This window comes from Paraburkholderia sp. JPY465 (assembly GCF_050436725.1).
Lineage (GTDB): Bacteria > Pseudomonadota > Gammaproteobacteria > Burkholderiales > Burkholderiaceae > Paraburkholderia > Paraburkholderia youngii.
Genome location: NZ_JBNDMT010000001.1, coordinates 1 through 20,124, shown reverse-complemented (window position 1 = coordinate 20,124; position 20,124 = coordinate 1). Strand labels below are relative to the sequence as shown.

Sequence of the window (20,124 nt, the reverse complement as noted above, 5' to 3'; positions counted from 1 at the left end):
CCCGAGGGAACTGATGAGCCGCAAGTGTTACGTCGCAGGCTGAACGAGACTCGGCATCGCGAGATATTCGAGGCGAGACGACGCTGTTTGTCGCGAGCTGATCGGGGAGAACGCGTGTCCGGTCGAACGCGAGACGCAGCGAAGGTAGATTTGCGCGTTGTCGCGCATTTGATGGGCGGCACAACGAACACGGCCCCGGTTGTCGAGACCGGGGCCGTGTCATTAGAAGGGGTCGACGATGCGGTGACCTGGAGGCGGTTCGCGTGGCGGCACAGCCCACGGTTCGTTGCAACGACGGATCTGTTCGCCATACGCAGCGCTGAACCACAGGAGCCAGTCACATAGGAGTTGCTGGATCTGCGCGGCAGCATTGTCTGTCAGTTCGGGCAACGCAGGTGGACGGGACGTGATCCTCAGCGCGGCGCGCGATACCTTGGCGTGTTTGTGGCGCCTGGTCATCGGAACTCCTCAATGGCCTGTTGCAGCAGTTCGTCGGGCAGATGATTCAGACCCCGGGGCACGGCCAGCTGCATCGCGGTGCGCAGGATTCGCCCGGCGTGTCGCGGCAGACCACGTGAAGCCTGCCGTAGCAGCTCAAGCCCGGAGTCGGCCAGCAGCGTATGCGTGCAGCCGGCGCTCTTCAGGGCGTGCGTGATCAACTGCGCGAAGCGCTCGCGCTCGATGACGGGCTTCAATTGCACGCGCGCCTGGATACGTCCGTACAGCGCGGCATAGGGCGCACGTTCGAGCGTGGTGGCCAGATTCGGATGCGCGGCCAGCCACACGGTGAGCAGGTTGCGCGAATCGAAGGCGAAGTTCAGGAACGACGGGAAGTGTTACGTCGCAGGCTGAACGAGACTCGGCATCGCGAGATATTCGAGGCGAGACGACACTGTTTGTCGCGAGCTGATCGGGGAGAACGCGTGTCCGGTCGAACGCGAGACGCAGCGAAGGTAGATTTGGGCGTGGTTCAAAAAGCGCGATTTTTGCGTTACACAGACGAGCGGAAGCAGCCTGCGTAAGAAAGCAGGAATAGTAAGGAATGCGGTTCAAATGGAGGCCGGCGACGACCTGCCGATATCAGGTTCGCTGAGGCTGGAGTGGGCCGAATCCGAGCAGCGTCAGCCAGTGATCGTGAGGCTTGCGGCTCATCAGTTCCCTCGGGCTCTTTCCAGTTCGCTCAGGGCATCGGCTGCGGGCAAAGCGGCGATGGTTGAAGACAAACTGCAGCAGACCAAGCCAGGCCCGCCCGCCCTTCAGATGACGCCGGTTGGTCAGGTAGACGCGCAGTCGCGAGTTGAGATTTTCGACCAGCGAGCTGCTGCGTGGTGTGCTATGCAGCGCCCCGGATACGGCGGCGTAGACGCCGTGAAACGGGCGGCCGATGCGGGCTAGCAGGCGATTCCACCCTTGCCAGAACGCACTCGACGTTTCGGACTTGCGATGCAGCATGCAGACCTCGCGCACGAGATGGCGCGCCACGTTGTGCGTTCGTGCAATGGCGTCGAGTTTTGTGTCGAGCAGGCCCGCGAAAGCGAGCAGGCCGTCGCGCTGGTTCTGAAGGGCACGCCGGTATGCCCCTGTACGTGACAGGTCCCGTGCTTCACGTTGCTGCAGTTCGGCAACCACGAAATCGAACAGCCGTTGACGCGTCGCGAGGTCCGGCCCAGCCAGTGACAGGATGTCACGTCGAGCCACTGAACCAGGGTGCGCAGGTCGGCAGCCAGCTCGTGCGCATGGGCTTCATTGCGCCGAAGCGTTTCCAGCGCGGCTTCGAGGAGGCTATCCTCACCACGTCGACGGGGATTGGCCAGACGCGCTTCGAGCTGCTCGCGCCCGGTGCGAGCGCCACTGGCGACACGATGCCAGAGCGTCGCTAGTGATTTACCCTGCTGGATGATGTGGAATACGTCGCCGTGACACGGCGTATCGGGCCAGGCCATTTTTTGCCCGGCACGCAGACCGGTTCCCGCATCGGTGATCGTGTGCTCAGGATCGAGGCCCTGTGCCTGCAGGTCCAGCAGATGGATGGCCCAGGTGTCGCCGTCGCGATGGGCTTCGGGGGCGAGCAGATAGCAATAGGTCGAGGCGACATCGATACCGGCGAGCACGGGTTGGGAACCCTGAAAGAGTTCGTCGTGCAGACCGACCCGGATGGGTGAGAGATCGATACCGGCGTTGATGGCGATGGCCTGCTTTGCGGCCCGCTGAAGAACGGTGTGAATCGTGCCCAGGCTGGTCGAGACGCCGAGCAGGTCGTGCATGAGTTCAAGGGTACTGCGAAACGAAACGTGGCCCACCATCGTGAGCGCCACGATGACCTGATCGAGCCATTGGCGGGTGACCGGCAGCATGAAAAGCACCTGATCTGCGTCGGCTGCCCGCGTGGTATCAAAGGCTTCATCCAGCGCTACACTGGCCGTGCCGATCTGTCGGTAGACCGTCGGGCGGCTCACGCCGTTACGCTCAGCCAGCACACTGATGGGTTCGGTGCGCGTGAGGGCCTGAAGTGCAATTGGGCGGCGACAATTAGCTTGGCCGGTCGTTGACGTTTGTTTTGGCCGGTGGTGAGGAGTCGGAGGCGGCGTAGCCGCCGGAGACGACGAACCACCGGCGGCGCCGCGTCGGCGGGGCAATAGGATGGCTGATCGATTCTTAAAGAAGAAGCGGTCAGCACATGTCTGGAACCCGCATCACCGACCAACAGGTTCGCCTCTACATGAACAAGCGCAAACACCATCCGCAGGAAGTCGCGGCCGCCAAGGCAGGAATAAGCGTGCGCAGCGCACGCCGCATCGAGCGTGACGCGACGTTGCCATCCCAGAAGCCGCGGCGCTCCTGGCGCACCCGTCCCGATCCGTTCGCCGATGTCTGGGACAGTGAGGTCGTGCCGTTGCTGCGCAACGCTCCACATCTGATGGGCATCACGATCCTGCGCAAGCTGCAGGATGATCACCCGGGCTGCTATCCCGACGGCATGCGTCGCACGCTGGAACGACGCATTTCTCAATGGCGGGCGCTCGAAGGTCCCAGCCAGGAGATCTTCTTCCCCCAGGAGCATCAACCCGGCGTGCGCGGGCTGTCCGACTTCACCGATATGAGCAAGCTGTGCGTGACGATCGGCGGCGCACCGTTCGAGCACCGGCTGTATCACTTCGTACTGGCATTCTCGCGCTGGGAGTACGCCTGCGTGGTCGAGGGCGGCGAGAGCTTCGAAGCGCTCGCCAACGGCTTGCAGAATGCTCTGTGGCAGGCGGGAGGTTGCCCGCGCGAGCATCGCACCGACAGCCTCTCTGCCGCCTTCAAGAACCTGAGTGAGAAGGAGGACTTCACGACCCGTTACAAGGCGCTGCTCGATCACTACGAGATGCAGGGCACGCGCAACAATCGCGGACTGGGTCACGAGAACGGGAGCGTCGAATCCTCGCACCGGTATCTCAAGGACGCAGTCGATCAAGCCCTGATGCTGCGTGGCCATCGCGACTTCGGTGACCGTGCCGCCTACGACGAATTCATCCGCGAACAGGTGATGCGCCGAAACCGGCGCTGCGCCGCCGCGTTCCGTATCGAGCGCCAGCAGCTTCAGGATCTGCCGGAGTACCGTACCACTGACTTCGTCGAGGAAGAGGCCCCTGTGACCCGCTGCAGCACGTTTACGGTGCGAGGCATCCTCTACAGTGCGCCGTCGCGCCTGATCGGCCACCGGCTGAAGGTGCGCATCTACGGCGACCGGCTCGACTGTTACCTGTCCGGCGTGCTGGTCCACAGCACCGCCCGGGGCTCGCGTGCGCACGACAACCGCCACGCGCTCGATTACCGCCACTTCATTGAGTCCCTGAAGCGCAAACCCCAGGCATTCAAGGGGCTCGCGTTTCGCGACGCGCTGTTCCCGCGCGAGGCGTACCGCAGAATCTGGGAACAACTCGATGCCCGCCTGTCACAACGCGACGCATGCAAGACGATGGTCGGCCTGCTTGAGCTCGCAGGCCTGCACGGCGTGGAGGCCGTACTGGCCGGGCAGCTTGATGCGTTGCTCGAAGCCGGCGAGCTTCCCGATCTCAAGGCGCTGCGTGAGCAGTACGCACCCCGTGAGGCCCAGTGCCCCGAGGTGGAGGTTCAGATGCCGCCCGTTGCCGTCTATGACGAACTGCTCGAGGAGATGGCCGCATGAACGCGCCCGCGCATGATGGTGGCCGCCTGGCCCTGATGCTCAACGAGCTGCGTTTGCCAACGATCAGCAGGTTGTGGCCCGAGTTCGCCGAGCGCTCGGACAAGGAAGGCTGGCCGGCCACACGCCTGCTCGGCGCACTGCTTGAGCACGAGCTGGCCGAACGCGCCAAACGACGCATCGAGCGGCACCGCACCGAATCGCATCTGGACCCGACCAAGACGCTCGCCGCCTTCGACTTCGGCGCCGTGCCGATGGTCTCAAAAGCGCATGTCACGGCGCTGGCTACCGGCGAATCATGGCTGGAGAAAGGCGCCACGGTTCTCCTGTTCGGCCCGCCCGGGGTCGGGAAAAGTCACCTGGGATCGGCTATCGGCCATGCATTGATCGACGCCGGATACCGCGTGCTGTTCACGCGCACCAGCGAACTCGTCCAGAAGCTGCAGGCCGCACGCCAGAGCCTGCAGTTGCCTTCTGCGCTGGCCAAGCTTGACCGCTTCGATTTGATCATCCTTGACGACCTGTCGTACGCGCGTAAGGACCAGGCCGAGACCAGCGTGCTGTTCGAGCTGATTGCCGAGAGGTATGAGCGTAAAAGTCTTCTGATAACTGCAAACCAACCGTTCTCGGGCTGGAATGACGTGTTCCCCGACCCCGGCATGACGGTCGCCGCCATCGACCGGCTTGTGCATCACTCGACGATCTTCGAGCTCAACGTCGAGAGTTACCGCCGCCGCAAGGCCGGCGACAAACAGAATGCACGGCGGCGTCAATTACACGACGACAACCCTGCTAACCCGTTTAGCGACCGGTTGCCCGACGACGGCAACGTTACGCAGTAGCGATGAGCGTCAACTACGCTATCACGCGTGTTGCCTCACGGGATGATGTTACTCCCGGGTAATTGTCAGTCTCTGGTTGTTTTGCGATGACGGCTGGCGCTGCGTAGCGGCGCCAGCCGTCATCGCGTCGGCATCGCCGAGTATCCGCGTCACCAGTTCTCTGGCACGGTTCGATCGCCATGCCTTCACGCGGCGCTGCAAGGTGCGCAGCTGCGCGCCGGAATACATGGTGGGAGCCATTGAAGTGAGACGCTCATGGAGCTTTTGCGCGGTAATGCCGGGCTCCGCTTCGAGCCACTGCTGTATCTTCGGCCAGGTATGCTCGAACGGATCTTCCCGGGTACGCCAGTCATGGGGGACGCGCGCTTTTCGATGATGCGTCGGCCGGACCTCTCCGGCCTGCCACGCCGTTCCAAGACTCACCAGGAAATCCGCGAGTGGAACTTGACCGGATGGCTTTGTCTCTGTCGGCGCCGCTCCGGAAGCACTGCATTCGGCGACACGCTGCTGGGCCTCGCGCATTCGACGTAAGAGATCCAGTGGGTCGAGCGCTCTGAACTGGGCGCGCAGTCTGCGTCTGGTTGCCTCTGACACCGAAGCAGAACGCAGCACGCGCTCGAGCGGCGTCAAGGGCGCCTCATAGCGCTTTGTCACCTTCGCGCCGTGACGGGTCTTCGATTTCAGCTTGAATGACGGCTGGAAGAAGTTGATGTACAGCCGCGACACCTCGTAGAGGGAAGCAAGGGTTGCCGTGGCTTCGAGGCCGCGTAACCTGCCATAGCCAACGAGGCGACGCACGATGGCGCCATTCTTTTGCTCGACCCACGCCTGATCGTTTTTCTTGTAGGCACGTGAGCGCGTCAGTTCGATACCCGTTGCCTTGCAGAAGTCAAGCATGGCCGCGTTCATGAAGGCAGTATCGTTATCGCAATCCAGACCACGCAGCGGAAACGGCAAGGCACGGCTAACACGCTCGATGTGCTCGAGAACGAACGCCCCGCTGCGATACGGCATGGTCAGGCATTCGGTCCAGCCGGTCGCGATATCTGTCATCACGAAGCTGTGCACGAAGTCGCCGTCGATCTTGGTGCCACCACAATGCTCGACGAAATCGACCTCGAGATAGCCGGGCAACGGATCGTTCCAGTCAGAGAACGTGCGGATCGGCACCGCACGGCGAATCGCATTGCCGATTCCTCCGGCGCGCCGGCGCTGGCCGGAGAAGGCCTGCTCGCGCACGTCGCGCAGCAGCCGGTCAATGGTAGCGGCGCTGATCTGCTCAAGCCGTTGGCGCACGTCCTTCGATAGCGACAGGTGACCATGCCGTGTCATCGAGTGGATCAGCGTCGGGATCAGCGCCTTCAGCCGCTTGCCGCAGATCCGGTCGGCAGCCTCCCACAGCGTGATCAGCGCCGCACGCACTTCGTCGTCGTAACGTCGCTGCGGACCTGGCTTCGTCCTTTGCGGCTGCGGATCCCGGCACAGCACCCGGATCGCATGCTTCCGGTGATAGCCCGTCAGTTCAATGAATTCGTCCAGGATCTGGCGTTTCTCCGTCCGGTCAGAACGTCGATACCGCTCGCCAACCGCATCAGTCAATTCCCGTCGTGTTGTCATGCTGAGCCGCCTGCGTCATAAGTCGTCCCCGCCAGCATTCTGACGGGTAACAAATTACATGAGGCAACAGGTACCGCTTGGTAGCAAAAATCTTGAGTCAATGCGCCGGCCAAAATAGTTGTCGCTGACCGGCCACGCTGCTTGACGCTCTCTAGCAATCGCTTTGCGTTTGTCGTCGCTCAGTCTGCCGACGCCAGATCGGGTGTTTTGAGTCATGGATGCCGCAGAGGAAAAATGGGGGCACCATTATCGCCTGGCACTCAAGGTGCCTCCCAATGTGTAACGCAGCTTTGAACCTCGCCGCATATTTCATCGAACAACCATAGCGGGACTTCGCATAGCCGAACTGATGTTTGATGACGCGAAACGGGTGGCGGCACTGTCACAGGATCTGTCGCAATAAGGCGATCTGTCGCAATAAGGCAGTCTGCTATGCTGACGGGCCTTAATGGGTGACTTGATCGATGACCGAGAAGCTGAGTCCGGGTGTGGCAAAAGTACTCAAACGGTTGCATTACCCGCTGGACGTGATGTTGCTGTGCGTTCGGTGGTACGTGGCTTATCCGCTGGGCTTTGTTCGGATGGGCGGTATTGCAAAGAGGGCGCGACTTGCGTAGAAGTGCGTGATGATGAATAAAGCGTGTTCAGATAATGCCATACAAGCTCAGACAGAAACAAGGCGAACCGCGCAAATGAGAGAAGGCCGGGTACCGGGTCACGAACGCTCACGCGTATAACCAGAGCCTGAAAAAGCGCGGGATGATCAGCCTGTATGTTCCGCACGGCGACCTGAAGGCGCAGTTCATCAACACGATCACGCGTACCCGTGGCGTCTGCGGTCGCGAGCCGACCTACACGGCTGGTTACATCGAGCTGATCTACACGTTTTACCGGCTGTTCGGCTGGGGCATGCGGCAGACGACGGGTTACATGCAGGACTACTGGGCCACCCGGGGGCTGGACATCGCGGTGCCCAGCTTCGGGCAGCTGTGTGACCGGTTTGCCGCGCTGGAGGCGAGCGTGACACAGCGCTGCGAGCAGATGGCCCGACGGCTTGCGCGTGGCGAAGCGGTGAGCCTGATCGTTGACAGCACGGGTCTGAGCTTCGCCCGGGCCGGTCAGTGGTACGAAGAGAAATACGGCAAAAAGGCCGATCGCACGCCGTGGCGCAAGATGCATCTATCCATCGATGCGGACATGAACATCCACGCGATCCGGATCACTACCACCGAAGTGTCGGACAGCGAAGGCATGGACGCCATGCTGCCTGCGGACCTACCGGTGGACCGGGTGATAGCCGACGGTGCGTACTACAGCATAGAGCGCGGCGAAGCGCTGTCCGGGGCAGACATCACGCCGGTCATACCACCGCCGGCTCACGCGATCGTACACGGTGACGGACAGACGCGCTGGCATGACGAGCTCGTCAGATACATCAAGGACAAGGGGATTTATGCGTTCCACAAGAAATACGGCTACGGCCTGCGCTCGCGCGTCGAAGCGCAGATCTCACGCATCAAGCGATGCATTGGCGCCACCCTGCTGACGCAGAAGATCGCCTCGCAGGAGTGCGAGGGCGTCATCATCGCCAACCTCATCAACCTGTGGAACTCCTTCGGCAGGTCGGTTTGCGTCAAAAATGGATAGGTGCGTCCACAACAAGGGGACTCCTACCCATCCGAACAAAGCCCCTTCGTACCCAAATGTATGCGCACCGCTGGGTAGTCATAGAGTTCATCTTTCATCGCCGAGAGCGTGTCGGCCCGAGCTACATCGTGCGCGACAGGCTTGGGCGTGTCCGATGCGGCCAGGAGGTCGAGCGCGGCTCGTAACTCGGCCTTGGCGCGCCGAAGTTCGCCCCAAGGCCACCCCTTCGCGCGACTCAAATGCCAGAGCCCGGCAGGGCCGCTGAACAAGCCGCTTCGGACGGCTCGACCAATCAGCCTGAATTCGTCCCATGTGGAATGAACATGTCGGCGATAGCCCGCGGAGTTGCGGAGGTCGACAGTGCGGTCGCCGGCCTTGAACACCCATTGACGCTCGTCCGCGCGAAATTGCTCCGGACTGACGCGCAATTCCGAAATCAGCTTCTTGTTGTCCGCTTTGCTCATGCGAACCTCGCCCGTGGTCGCAGTGAACACGCCGCCACCCACGATGCCGGTACCCACCGCCCCTGCTTCGGCGCCTGGGTGCAGCGCCGTCTGATGGCCGTGGGCGTCACGGGCATAAAGCGAATCGGTCAACGTGATGGCGTCGATGACCGGCAGGGCCGTTCCTGTCGACACTCCGGCGTGGAATGCCTGCACGTAGCGTTGAACGATTTGCGCGCTTTCGCCGGGCTTGCGAAGGCGTGCGGCACGGTTCGCTTGCTCGAGTTGTTTGAGGTCGTCCAGGCAACGACCGATCAGGCTATCGGCAGGAATCTCGCTCCAGCGCCCGGCATCGAAAGATTCGAAGTGCTCGACCTGCTCCTTGGCGAGATCCATCTCCAACCCGAGGCCTCGCAGGTGGGCGCGGTGCGGCCAAATTGCCCGAGTGGCCATTCCAGTGCTCTCCATGACACCGATTTTCCGCTCTAGTTCGACTCGCCTGTGCATCCATTCGCCGAGCGTGTCCTCATAGACCTCTCGAATGGCTGCCACTTGCACTTCGGATTGCGTGATAAAGGATTGCCGCAGCGCGCGCTCCGAAATGTGCTCGGGCTTCAGATCCTTGAAGTGGATGTGGGCGACGTTTTCATGCAGGAAATTGGCCCACTTGGTATTGGCGCGGAAGTTGTACCGGTGTTTGTTGCGCCGCTCATCGAGGTAGCCGGCGACCCATTGCAGCGGAATGGTGGACGCCAGAATGGCCGGTCCGACGATCTGCCCGACGACCGGCACCGTTGGCGTCAGAATCGCACCGGTGGCGGCTACGCCGTTGATCGCCATGCCCCACCCCTTGCTGTAGGTCTGCGTCCGGTTTAGGCCGATGCGTCGCCGGTATTGGTGGTCCGCCGTGTCATGCAGATCGAGGAAGGCATCGACGAGGTTACCCAACGCATTTGAATCCCTCCCGGGCGCCGCCGACACGCCCGCGAACTGCTTCGCAGCGTCGTTCAGCTTGCGACGCTTGTCCTTGAGCCGTTGCACGATCACCCCCATGTTGGGGCTCTTTTCGATCTGCGGCGCCACGACCGGCTGTCCGCCCACGCGCTTGAACGCTTCCTTGACATCCGTCACCGAACGCAAGCGGCCGGTCAGCGCAGGGTTGACGATGTTCGGCGGCAACTCGTGTGCCATCACCTTGATGGCTTTCTTGCCTGCCTTCAGTGCGTGCCCGGCCCCGGGAATCTCCGCGACACCCAAGCTGACGGCCGATGCCGCGGCCGTCACGATGCGTCCCGCCACGCTGTGTAGCCCTTCGTACAGGCCGGCTTGATGGATGCCTTGCTCATAGAGTTTGACGTCGATGTTCAAGGCTGCAAGCAGATGGTGCTGCGCGACATCGGTCAGCAAGGTTCGAGAATAGCGCTCAGGATGCGCTTCGACGTTTGCGATCAGTTCGTCGGCAGACAAGGCGGCCAGCGCCTCGAACCGCTGCCGGGCAACAGGCATGCGCGGCAAGCGGGGCGTGAACCGTGCCCATTCATTTTTCTCGCAATAGACTTCCGCAGCGCGGCGCAGCTTGACGGCAGCCAGCGCACGCTCAAGGTCGAGCTGTCGCTGTCGGGCGGCGTGATATGTCTCGAGCAGCGTTTGTCGTCTGGTGGGCGCGGCTGACGGCGGTTCCTGTGCTTTCGCCATCCCACTTGGTTCACGAACGCCCACCGGCACTGCCGGTCCGCTTTGCTCGCGGACAGTATGCGCTGGCGCAACCTGTTTCTCGTGCCTACCGCGCAGGAATGGCATGCCACAGCCCTCGTTCTCGCGGAGTGGGCTAAGCTGTTCCTCGCTGCGGCCGTGGCCAGTGCGGCCGTAGACCGCCGCGCTCACCGAGCGCAACGCCTCGTAGTGGTCCTGGAAGCGGATGATCGCAACCGGTTCCCTGCCCGTGCTCGAGCACTGCACGCGCACGGGGTACCCGTCCGCGTGCGGCTCGACCCAATGCACGTCGAGATTCGCGCCGCAGCGCTCGTTGATCCAGGCAAGCGCCGTCTTGATCGCCGGCTCGTCGGGATACAGCATCCGGTCCTGGCCCGGCGTCTCGTCAAGCGCCGCGATCTCCGAGTGCCGCGTCTTGAGCAATGCGCGGCACTCCTCGGCCTCCTGGGCCAGCCCAGGCTCGGACGCCCTGTCGTAGTGTCCCGTGGCATGCTGCAGCAGCGAGATCAGCACGCAGTTCAAGCCGCTGGCGCTGTTGTGCACGGTCTCGATCTCGTGCTCGGCCAGCCAGGCGCGCACGGGACGCGGGTCGATGTTGCGCTGCTCGATGAGCAGCGGCGCCTCGGCGGCGCCCGGCTCCAAGACGGGCCTCGGCATATAAAGCGAGGCCGACGGCAAGCCGCCCTCCGAACCGTCTGCCGGAGCCGAGAACTCCGGAATGACGTCCACCGCTTTCGCGGCCGAGTCCAGCGCCGCTTCGCGGACCTTGGTCCGGCTCAGCGCGTCGGAAAGCTGGCGCCCCCAATCCCCCGCCGCGCGCGGCGGCTCCTGGCGCGGCGACTGCGTGCCTTCGGTCCTGCCGCCGGGCTGCGCGTTCGGGCCTTGCGTGCCGCCGTCGGGCAGCCGGCGGTTGAAGTACTCCATGGTGTCGCGCATGAGATCGTCGAAATGTTTCTGCTCGGATGCCCCCGGCACGGACGAATGCTGTGACGACCCGGCGTCCTTGTCGCCGCTGTTCCAAGAGACGAGCTTGCTCAGCACATTGCTCCCGGACGAACGCCGGCTCTGCGGCCCCGTCACCGTCTTGCGCTTGCTGCTGCCGCTCTTCGCGCCGTCCGCGCCGCTTGGACCTGTCACGCAGGCGGAAATCCAGCTACTGATTTTCATGTCGATGTGCTCCCCGCCAACCTCCGCAAAACGGACAGGCTGAAACGCGCATGCGCGCCCCTGCCGAGCGGAACACGTGGAGGAGCGAAAGCCCCCGCCCTGCCCGAAACAATTGACCACAATTGTGGAAGCAGCCGGCAGCGGCCGGACCGCGGCGCGCGAAGCCGCCGCCAGTGACGCGAAGCCTACTCTTTGGGCTTTGTTCGGATGGGGGGTATTGCAAAGAGGGCGCGACTTGCGTAGAAGTGCGTGATGGTGAATAAAGCGTGTTCAGATAATGCCATACAAGGTCAGACAGAAACAAGGCGAACCGCGCAAATGGGAGAAGGCCGGGTACCGGGTCACGAACGCTCACGCGTATAACCAGAGCCTGAAAAAGCGCGGGATGATCAGCCTGTATGTTCCGCACGGCGACCTGAAGGCGCAGTTCATCAACACGATCACGCGTACCCGTGGCGTCTGCGGTCGCGAGCCGATCTACACGGCTGGTTACATCGAGCTGATCTACACGTTTTACCGGCTGTTCGGCTGGGGCATGCGGCAGACGACGGGTTACATGCAGGACTACTGGGCCACCCGGGGGCTGGACATCGCGGTGCCCAGCTTCGGGCAGCTGTGTGACCGGTTTGCCGCGCTGGAGGCGAGCGTGACACAGCGCTGCGAGCAGATGGCCCGACGGCTTGCGCGTGGCGAAGCGGTGAGCCTGATCGTTGACAGCACGGGTCTGAGCTTCGCCCGGGCCGGTCAGTGGTACGAAGAGAAATACGGCAAAAAGGCCGATCGCACGCCGTGGCGCAAGATGCATCTATCCATCGATGCGGACATGAACATCCGCGCGATCCGGATCACTACCACCGAAGTGTCGGACAGCGAAGGCATGGACGCCATGCTGCCTGCGGACCTACCGGGAGCTATTGTCGAATCTGGTGTACAGCGGGAGCGGCGGGAATTTGAGAAGGCGGTGGCGGTCTAGCGAGAATGTTGCTTGTCAAAGGCACAACCAGCGAACCCGAGAAGGCCGGACCCGACCACCATGAAGAAGATTACGCAAGAAGCGAACAGCAGTAAAGCGCAAACGAAAAGCGTGCTAGATGAGCTGATCCAGCAAGGCGCGCGGCAGATCATTCAGCAGGCAGTCGAGGTGGAACTGGCGACCATGCTCGAACAGTACAGCAACGTGAAGTCGATCGACGGCCGGCGTGCCGTGGTGCGCAACGGCTACCTGCCCGAGCGCGAGGTCGTCACAGCGATCGGTCCGGTGACGGTTCAGGTGCCGAAGGTGCGGGATCGTTCGGGCTCGGGCATCCGGTTCAATTCGACGATCGTGCCGCCGTACGTGCGCAAGTCCGCGCGCGTGTCGGCAGCGCTGCCGTGGCTGTACCTGCGAGGCATCTCGACGGGCGACATGAGCGAAGCCATGGGCATCATGCTGGGCGGCCAGGTCAGCGGCATGTCGCCGAACGTCGTGAGCCGGCTGAAGGCCCAATGGGCCGATGAGCATGAGCAGTGGAATCGGCGTGAGCTGTCGTCGGCGCGCTGGGTCTACTGGTGGGCCGACGGCATTCACACCGGTGTGCGCAGCGACGATTCCGACGGCCAGTGCCTGCTGGTGATCGTTGGCGTCAAACCGGACGGGACGAAGGAACGTGTGGCCATCGGTGACGGCTACCGGGAATCGAAGGCATCGTGGAGCGAACTGCTGCTCGATCTGAAGAAGCGCGGCCTGCCGTCGGGGCCACTGCTGGCCTGCGGCGATGGCGCGATGGGATTCTGGGCCGCGATGGAGGAAGTGTTCCCGCAGACGAAGCATCAGCGCTGCTGGTTTCACAAGATGGGTAACGTGCTCAATGCGCTGCCGAAATCGCAGCAGGCTCGAGGCAAGAAGGCGATGCAGGACATCTGGATGGCGGCCACGCGCGCTGATGCACTGGCCGCATTCAATCACTTCGTCGACGCGTACTCGGCAAAGTACCCGAAGGTCGCCGAAAAGCTGACGGAAGATCGTGACGAGCTGCTCGCGTTTTACGATTTCCCGGCTGAACACTGGCAGCATCTGCGCACCACGAACCCGATTGAATCGACCTTTGCGACGGTGCGCCATCGCACGAAACGCACGCGCAACTGTGTATCGCGCGCGACGTTCCTCGGGCTGGCGTTCAAGCTGATCGAGTCGGCCGAAGAATCGTGGCGGCGCATCCGCGCCCCGGAAAAGCTCACTTCGATGCTTGACGGGATGACGTTCAAGGATGGAGAACCGGTGACCGACAGCACACCGGCTCAGCAATCGCTAGCCGCCTGATTACGCCGAGACCGCATACACCAGATTTGACTTTAACTCACCTACCGGTGGACCGGGTGATAGCCGACGGTGCGTACTACAGCATAGAGCGCGGCGAAGCGCTGTCCGGGGCAGGCATCACGCCGGTCATACCACCGCCGGCTCACGCGATCGTACACGGTGACGGACAGACGGGTTGTGGTGCAAATAGCGCTCAAGGATCGGTTAGAGTGTCGCCCTGACCGATTTGAGAAGCCGCGATGAACAAGCTGAAGAGTCTGGACGGGCTATTCGCCGGCCGTCATTTTGACCGTGAGGTGATCATTCTTTGTGTGCGCTGGTATCTGCGCTACAAACTCAGCCTGCGCGATCTCGTCGAGATGATGGCTGAGCGAGGGTTGTCGCTGGCTCACACGACGATTCTGCGTTGGGTGCGCCGCTATACGCCCGAGTTCGTCAAGCGCTGGAACCATTTTGCCACGTCTGCGGGACGGTCGTGGAGGGTTGACGAGACGTACCTGAAGATCCGGGGCAAATGGGTTTATCTATATCGGGCGGTGGATCGGGACGGCCAGACGGTAGACTTCATGCTCAGGGCAAAGCGCGATGTGGCCGCGGCAAAAGCCTTTTTCGGCAAGGCGGTCAAACATCAAGGCCAGCCACCGGAAACTCACCCTCGATGGGTATGCCGCGTCGCACCGGGCCGTGCGTGAGATGGAAATTGACGGCCTGCTTCCCGAGGACACGAAGGTGCGCTCTTCGAAGCATCTCAATAATCTGATCGAACAGGACCATCGTCACATCAAGTCAAGAACGAACGTGATGCTTGGATTCAAACGGTTCAGAAGTGCACGGGACCTGTCACGTACAGGGGCATACCGGCGTGCCCTTCAGAACCAGCGCGACGGCCTGCTCGCTTTCGCGGGCCTGCTCGACACAAAACTCGACGCCATTGCACGAACGCACAACGTGGCGCGCCATCTCGTGCGCGAGGTCTGCATGCTGCATCGCAAGTCCGAAACGTCGAGTGCGTTCTGGCAAGGGTGGAATCGCCTGCTAGCCCGCATCGGCCGCCCGTTTCACGGCGTCTACGCCGCCGTATCCGGGGCGCTGCATAGCACACCACGCAGCAGCTCGCTGGTCGAAAATCTCAACTCGCGACTGCGCGTCTACCTGACCAACCGGCGTCATCTGAAGGGCGGGCGGGCCTGGCTTGATTATCAGATCGCTTATGATCGTGGTGGGCGCGGCCACAATGGCTGAAAGTGACCCGGCATGTGCGTGTGGAGGATATGCACAAGCGGGCCTTGCTGACCAACAACCGGATGCACTGTGACCCGCCCGCGCTGCTCGAGCTCAATGGTCTGGATGCGGATGTCAAGGCTGTGCGCGAGTCTCGCCCCAGCCGTGTACATGTCGATGAAGTCACGCGCATCGGCCAGGCCCTGCTTATTCAGCACGCTTCGCAATGCCTGCGCTGCCGCCTCGAGTTCCCTCGTCTGCTCCGTTTCCACCCCGGGCCGTCGCCTGATGTTGCGCACGAACTGAAGAACTGTGTCGAGCAGGCAATTGTTTCCCAGTCCGCTGGCCACCCCCATCTCCGCGTCCGCTTCCGCCAGAAACGCGCCAAGACTGCGATAGTGGCTAGCAGAATCGAACTCCTTCAGGGATCGGCGGACGGACGCCTGGGCGGGCGAGGCACCCGCCAGGGGGCGGGCAGGCGGCTGGACACGTGTGGTGCGCGCAGGGGGGCGGGGGGGCCAGCTGCTGCGAACCGCATGGCCGGAATCCTGGGCCCGCGGCGCTACCGCAGGCGCGCTTCGCGTGGCGTGGTGCGGCCCGGACGGCTGCGGCGGGGTGTTCAGGCCGCGATTGCGTGCCTGATCCGGGGCTGCGCCGCGGTATGGCGGGTTCATCGGGCCAGCGGGCCCTTCACCGGCAGTGGCGGGTTCCGCATAGTGATCGAAGGACCCGATCGTCCCGATGTCCTGCGGGCGCGCCACGCGCGCTGCCGCCTCGCGCAGTTCCTTCTCCAGCTTCTCGCGCGACTCCGCATCAGGCGAGAGCTGGCGCAGCTTTTCGTAGGTCCGGTGACTCTTCTGCTTGACCCGCAGGCTCTCAGGGGTGTGGAACTGGATTTCCCAGTCGGCGTCTTCGCCCTGGACGCGGGTGCGCACGTTCACATTCAGGCCCGCATAGCCGGTGCCCTCACGGGTAAAGCCGTTGTTCACGCGCATGACCGTCATGCCGGCCTGCTCCAGACGGGCGAGAATGCCCTGGGCGCCTCTGGCAAAGCCCTCCGGGTCGAGCAGTACCTCGTAGCGCAGCCCGTCGCGTACCCGCCCGGCGGCCTCCTGCGGTGTTTGCAGACCCTGCTCGCGCTGTATCCGGGCCAGCTTCTCTTTAATGCTTTTCTCCTTCTTGAAGATGAAGCTGCGCCAGTCGTCACCGTCCCGGTCCTTGCGCAACTTCGCGCCGTGGTCCTCCAGCGCCTGCCGCAGCACAGGCCAGACCGTACCCTCCAGACGTTCAGCCTGGCTTCTGATCTGACGGGCCAGCCCCGCAAGCGGGGACGGCATGCCCCGTGCAACTGGCGCCTGGGGCTGGGGCCGCGGCGGAACCGTCAATACCGGATCCGGATCCGGATCCCAGTCCACGATATCCTCCACCCCCGGCGGGACGGCTGATGCCTGGAAGGCCTCGCGCGCCGGCCCGAGCAGCTTCCAGATCTCGTCCCGGTGAGCGCCACCGAATCCACATCGTTGCGCCTGCTTGTACAGGTGGTGGTAGTGCTCCTTGCACCTGAACGTGTGCTCCGTATGAAACTGGATTTCCCATGGGAAGCCCTCCGGATCCTCCAGCGTGACGCTCACCGCCCGGAAAGGGCTGCGTTCCCGGCTGAAGTGATTGTGACACCGCATCAGGGCATGCGCCTTCCCTTCGAGCTGCAGAAGGATCCGGCGATAGTCCGCCATAAACGTATCCGGGGACAGCACCACACTGTAGCGCAGCGCATCGTTGACCCGCGCGCTGGCCTGGGCCAGATCCAGCGGCGGCATGCCGCCAATCAGCCGGGCCAGCTTGTCCTGTAGCGAGAGCGGCGACTTCAGCTTTTTCTGTTCGCCCGCCAGATGCGGCCGCCCCCCTTCACGCCCCGGCACCCCGCCATGGCCCAGGATGTCCTTCAGCAGCGGCGTGATCTGCGGCTCGGCCTGGCGGGCGCGCTCATGCAACGCCTGCGCCTGCCGCTGCAGCGCCTGCGGGGAAACCTCTTGCGCCCGTTCGGCCGGCGTAGCCGGTACGCTGAGCAGCTTTGCCTGCTGCAGCGCGTGGACCGCGTCCTGCATGACCCCCGCTGCCATCGTGGGCATGTGCGGCAGCACCGTCTGCGCCCACTGTGGATCGAAACGCCCATCGCGTATTTCTGCCGCCGTCTGCTTGCTGTACGGGACCCGCCGCAGACGCTCCGGGTAGAGGCTTTCCACCCGTTCGCAGCACTCGATGACACCCGTAAACAGATCGGTGCCCGTGTCCGACTTCAGCGCGTCCGTGCCCACCTTGATCGCTATCGTAAAAAGATTGCGCATGGACAGCTCCGGCTCGCCCGGCACCAGCCCCGGCTGCCCGCCGGGGAACGCCGTACGCGAGAGCCGGCACACCGGATAGTTGTCCAGCACCGCGTGCACACGCCCGGCCGTGTCGTGCGCCTGCCCGTAGGCGCTCGCCAGTGCCGGGAACCACTGCGCCAGCGCCGGCGCAAGCGGCGGTGCCTGAACGCTGTCGCCGCCCAGCTGCATGCCCAGCTCGTACAGCAGTTTCGCCGCCTCGTGCGCTTCCGGCTCATGGGCCCGCTCCATCGCCTCACCTGCCTGCGCCTGCAACCACTCCAGCGCTGGTGCATCCCCGTCCCCCCGCAACCGCTTGCGCAGCCCGTTGCGCAGCTCGCGCTCCACCCCGTCGTAGGTGCCGAACATCATGCGTCGCGCCATGGCCTCGCGCTGCTCGTCCGGTTGCGCAAGAAAGCGCATCGCCAGCGTGGCGGCTTTCCCCAGCAGCGCCCCCCCGCGCTGCTCGGCCAGGATTTCGCGTGCCCGTCCTGCGTGGTAGCGGCCCTGCTCATCGAGAGCCGGATGGGCCGTCTTCGGCGGCTTGAACGAGCGCTCCTCGCCCCGCCGCGCCTGGCGCGCCTCCATGACGCGACGGATGTGGGCCGCCAGCGCCGGATAGCCCGCATAGACGAACGCATCGTCCCCGTCCGTGTCCATGTTCCGCTTGCGCAGCTCCGCAATCGGCAGCGCCCCAAGCCGCCCCGGCAGCAGCACGTCCTTGACCCGCAGGCTGCCCGTGCTGAGCATCTGCCGCGGCAGCGCGTCGCGCTCGCGCCCGCGCCCGCCCGTCCAGCGCGACAGCGTCTTCAGGTCCTCCCGCGAACAGGCCAGGTGCAGCCCCGCATGCTCCTTGGGCCAGTATTCCGGCGGCACAATGATCAGCATGCCCTTGCTGTGCAGCATCTCGGCGCCCTCCGCCGAATCCTCATTGAATCCCGTATAGCTGTACTGGATGGCGAAGCACTGCTCCAGAAACCGGGCCGTCACGTCCCCCTGGCCGGGCGTAACGACCTGCGCGGCCCCAATGGGCAACAGGTTCTCCTTGTCGTAGGGCGGCTTGCCCACCAGCACATCGCCCTGCAATTCCTCGAAGCCCGGCAGGGGAATCGACGGCAGGTACAGCCTGTCGTCAGCCGAGGGCACCGCGCGGATGCGCCGCCCCTGATAACCCCCGCTGACGGCCAGCTGGTACAGCGTCAGGCGGCCCACCTCCGGCGATACCTGCCTGTCCAACCCGTCCAGCCTGCGCTGCATCGCCTCGCGCGCTTCCCCCAGCGCCGCCTCGTCCCGCGGGAAATGCATCAGCGCCTGCGGCGGCATCGCGTTGAACCCGGGCTCCTGGCCCTCCACCAGCTTGCGCTGTGCCTCGCTGCCCCGTTCCTGCCGGACTGCCTGCCATGCCTCGATATGGTCGCGCACCACCGGAATGCGCATCGCCACATCCCATCCCAGAAACCCGCAGCCGTCATTCGGACACAGCGCGATGCGCTCGCCCTGCGGCCCCTGCAGCCTGAACGGGTGCTGCGCCCCGGACACGTCCTCAAACCAGCCCAGCCGCAACGTGCCCTCCACCACATGGTCATGCGGCACCATCTCCATGAGCGCCCGTTGCATGCGCGACCAGTCCTCGCGCTGCGGCGCCAGCTTCTGTGCCAGCTCCATGAAGGCGCTGCCGGGGACGCTGTCGGCATACCGCACCGCCGGCAGCACCGAAGCCGACGCGCTGCGGCCCTCGGCGAGGTCCCGGGCTGACGTCTGCCGCCCCCGTGTCAGGCGGCTGCCGCCGAACATGTCGAAGCGCCAGGGCTCGCCGTTATACTGGAACGTGCGCGCCAGCATGAAGCCGCTTAACGCGCCCGGCAGCCGCACCTCCACCAGGGGCTCGCCCGTCAGACGGGCATAAAAGGAGTAGTCACGCCGCTCCCCGCCGGACGACGCGGCGGGCTCCAGCTCCCGTCCCTGCAGGTCGACCGTCACATGCCGGGTGTCGCCCACACCCGGTCCGGGTCGCTCCACGTTTCCCGCCGCTGTGCGCAGGCTCGCGTGGCACGCTGCCAGATCGAACCGGCGAGGGGGGTAACGCCCCGTGAGGTCCGCCAGATGCGCCTCGCTGGCCAGCCGCAGATCCAGTGCGTCCAGGATCGCCTCATCCGCCTCGATCTGCGCAATCAGGTTCCAGCTCATTTCCTGCAGGTCCGCCTCGATGAGCTCGCGCGTCCTGTCCAGCGTCTGTCGCACCCACTGCTTCAGGGTCTCCCGTCGCGCCTTCACCAGCTCGTGCCCGCCGCCGATGTAGCTCACCTTCCACTGGCGGGCCACCAGACTGTATGCCTTGAGCACCTGATACAGTGACAGGGCCGCACAGCGCGTACCGCACGCTTCGTCGCCATCCTTCAGGCGCAGCCCGGCACGGGCGCCCGCCCCCCCGCGGGCCTGGCGCAGATACGCGTCGATCTTGCGTGCCACGACCGGGTGCAGCGCCTCGAAGGTCTGCAGCGCGCCCACCCGGTGGCGCTTCAGCTGCGCGCTGCGCGCCAGCGGCAGCAGCCCCATGCACAGGTTGCCTACGCTTTCCAGCGGTTCATCGCGCAGGCCCCCGGCACCGCACAGCGCCCGGACCCGTTCCAGCGCTGCCGCGCCG

At 64.0% G+C, this 20,124-nt stretch carries 11 protein-coding genes and 3 pseudogenes; 7 read left to right on the top strand and 7 right to left on the bottom strand.

Features of this window, described 5'->3' with window-relative positions; all coding sequences use genetic code 11:
• Nucleotides 1–455: 455 nt before the first annotated feature.
• From QFZ94_RS00070 to QFZ94_RS00060, 3 genes are all read right to left on the bottom strand, one after another.
• Nucleotides 456–785, bottom strand: a complete 330-nt coding sequence (locus tag QFZ94_RS00070; protein WP_007579166.1) for a hypothetical protein — start codon at nucleotides 783–785, stop codon at nucleotides 456–458.
• A 295-nt stretch (nucleotides 786–1,080) separates the two neighbouring features.
• Complete coding sequence (locus QFZ94_RS00065; protein WP_429455109.1) at nucleotides 1,081–1,452, bottom strand: hypothetical protein; 372 nt, start codon at nucleotides 1,450–1,452, stop codon at nucleotides 1,081–1,083.
• Nucleotides 1,392–2,456 carry a hypothetical protein gene (locus QFZ94_RS00060; RefSeq protein ID WP_429455108.1) on the bottom strand — a complete coding sequence of 355 codons (1,065 nt, stop codon included), beginning with the start codon at nucleotides 2,454–2,456 and terminating at the stop codon, nucleotides 1,392–1,394. Before QFZ94_RS00060 ends, QFZ94_RS00065 begins: the two co-directional genes overlap by 61 nt.
• Nucleotides 2,457–2,677: 221 nt before the next feature.
• On the opposite strand from QFZ94_RS00060, the gene istA reads away from it, so the two are divergent.
• Together istA and istB are read left to right on the top strand one after the other, a co-directional pair.
• On the top strand, nucleotides 2,678–4,171 hold the full coding sequence (gene istA / locus QFZ94_RS00055) for an IS21 family transposase (RefSeq protein WP_199126404.1): 1,494 nt from the start codon (nucleotides 2,678–2,680) through the stop codon (nucleotides 4,169–4,171).
• Nucleotides 4,168–5,010 carry an IS21-like element helper ATPase IstB gene (istB, locus tag QFZ94_RS00050; protein ID WP_199126402.1) on the top strand — a complete coding sequence of 281 codons (843 nt, stop codon included), beginning with the start codon at nucleotides 4,168–4,170 and terminating at the stop codon, nucleotides 5,008–5,010. The genes istA and istB overlap by 4 nt, the downstream gene beginning before the upstream one ends.
• Before the next feature lie 48 nt (nucleotides 5,011–5,058).
• Here istB and QFZ94_RS00045 read toward each other — a convergent pair whose 3' ends face one another.
• Both QFZ94_RS00045 and QFZ94_RS00040 read right to left on the bottom strand, forming a co-directional pair.
• Nucleotides 5,059–6,432, bottom strand: coding sequence for an integrase catalytic domain-containing protein (locus QFZ94_RS00045; protein ID WP_429455106.1), 1,374 nt, complete (start codon nucleotides 6,430–6,432; stop codon nucleotides 5,059–5,061).
• Nucleotides 6,433–6,681: 249 nt separating this feature from the next.
• Complete coding sequence (locus QFZ94_RS00040; RefSeq protein WP_429455104.1) at nucleotides 6,682–6,843, bottom strand: hypothetical protein; 162 nt, start codon at nucleotides 6,841–6,843, stop codon at nucleotides 6,682–6,684.
• A 248-nt stretch (nucleotides 6,844–7,091) separates the two neighbouring features.
• Here QFZ94_RS00040 and QFZ94_RS00035 point away from each other — a divergent pair.
• Both QFZ94_RS00035 and QFZ94_RS00030 read left to right on the top strand, forming a co-directional pair.
• A pseudogene (locus QFZ94_RS00035) lies at nucleotides 7,092–7,196 on the top strand (IS6 family transposase); the annotation flags it as partial.
• Nucleotides 7,197–7,386: 190 nt separating this feature from the next.
• Nucleotides 7,387–8,274, top strand: a complete 888-nt coding sequence (locus QFZ94_RS00030; protein WP_429455102.1) for an IS5 family transposase — start codon at nucleotides 7,387–7,389, stop codon at nucleotides 8,272–8,274.
• Nucleotides 8,275–8,297: 23 nt separating this feature from the next.
• Here the strand turns inward: QFZ94_RS00030 and QFZ94_RS00025 are convergent, their stop codons facing one another.
• Nucleotides 8,298–11,597, bottom strand: coding sequence for a hypothetical protein (locus QFZ94_RS00025; RefSeq protein ID WP_429455100.1), 3,300 nt, complete (start codon nucleotides 11,595–11,597; stop codon nucleotides 8,298–8,300).
• Between the two features lie 385 nt (nucleotides 11,598–11,982).
• On the opposite strand from QFZ94_RS00025, the gene QFZ94_RS00020 reads away from it, so the two are divergent.
• From QFZ94_RS00020 to QFZ94_RS00010, 3 genes and pseudogenes are all read left to right on the top strand, one after another.
• A complete protein-coding gene (locus tag QFZ94_RS00020) occupies nucleotides 11,983–12,570 on the top strand; it encodes a transposase (protein WP_429455098.1) in 588 nt (195 codons plus the stop codon).
• A 60-nt stretch (nucleotides 12,571–12,630) separates the two neighbouring features.
• Nucleotides 12,631–13,896 carry an IS256 family transposase gene (locus QFZ94_RS00015; protein WP_429455097.1) on the top strand — a complete coding sequence of 422 codons (1,266 nt, stop codon included), beginning with the start codon at nucleotides 12,631–12,633 and terminating at the stop codon, nucleotides 13,894–13,896.
• 239 nt (nucleotides 13,897–14,135) lie between these two features.
• Nucleotides 14,136–14,727: pseudogene (locus QFZ94_RS00010) on the top strand (IS6 family transposase); the annotation flags it as partial.
• 377 nt (nucleotides 14,728–15,104) lie between these two features.
• On the opposite strand, the pseudogene QFZ94_RS00005 reads toward QFZ94_RS00010, so the two are convergent.
• Nucleotides 15,105–20,124, bottom strand: a pseudogene (locus tag QFZ94_RS00005) (hypothetical protein); the annotation flags it as partial.

Excerpts from the sequence above, each read along its gene's own strand:
- QFZ94_RS00065 (WP_429455109.1), bottom strand. The coding sequence starts at position 1,452 with ATGCTGCATCGCAAGTCCGAAACGTCGAGTGCGTTCTGGCAAGGGTGG.
- istA (WP_199126404.1), top strand. The coding sequence starts at position 2,678 with ATGTCTGGAACCCGCATCACCGACCAACAGGTTCGCCTCTACATGAAC.
- istB (WP_199126402.1), top strand. The coding sequence starts at position 4,168 with ATGAACGCGCCCGCGCATGATGGTGGCCGCCTGGCCCTGATGCTCAAC.
- QFZ94_RS00040 (WP_429455104.1), bottom strand. The coding sequence starts at position 6,843 with ATGACTCAAAACACCCGATCTGGCGTCGGCAGACTGAGCGACGACAAA.
- QFZ94_RS00030 (WP_429455102.1), top strand. The coding sequence starts at position 7,387 with ATGATCAGCCTGTATGTTCCGCACGGCGACCTGAAGGCGCAGTTCATC.
- QFZ94_RS00025 (WP_429455100.1), bottom strand. The coding sequence starts at position 11,597 with ATGAAAATCAGTAGCTGGATTTCCGCCTGCGTGACAGGTCCAAGCGGC.
- QFZ94_RS00020 (WP_429455098.1), top strand. The coding sequence starts at position 11,983 with ATGATCAGCCTGTATGTTCCGCACGGCGACCTGAAGGCGCAGTTCATC.
- QFZ94_RS00015 (WP_429455097.1), top strand. The coding sequence starts at position 12,631 with ATGAAGAAGATTACGCAAGAAGCGAACAGCAGTAAAGCGCAAACGAAA.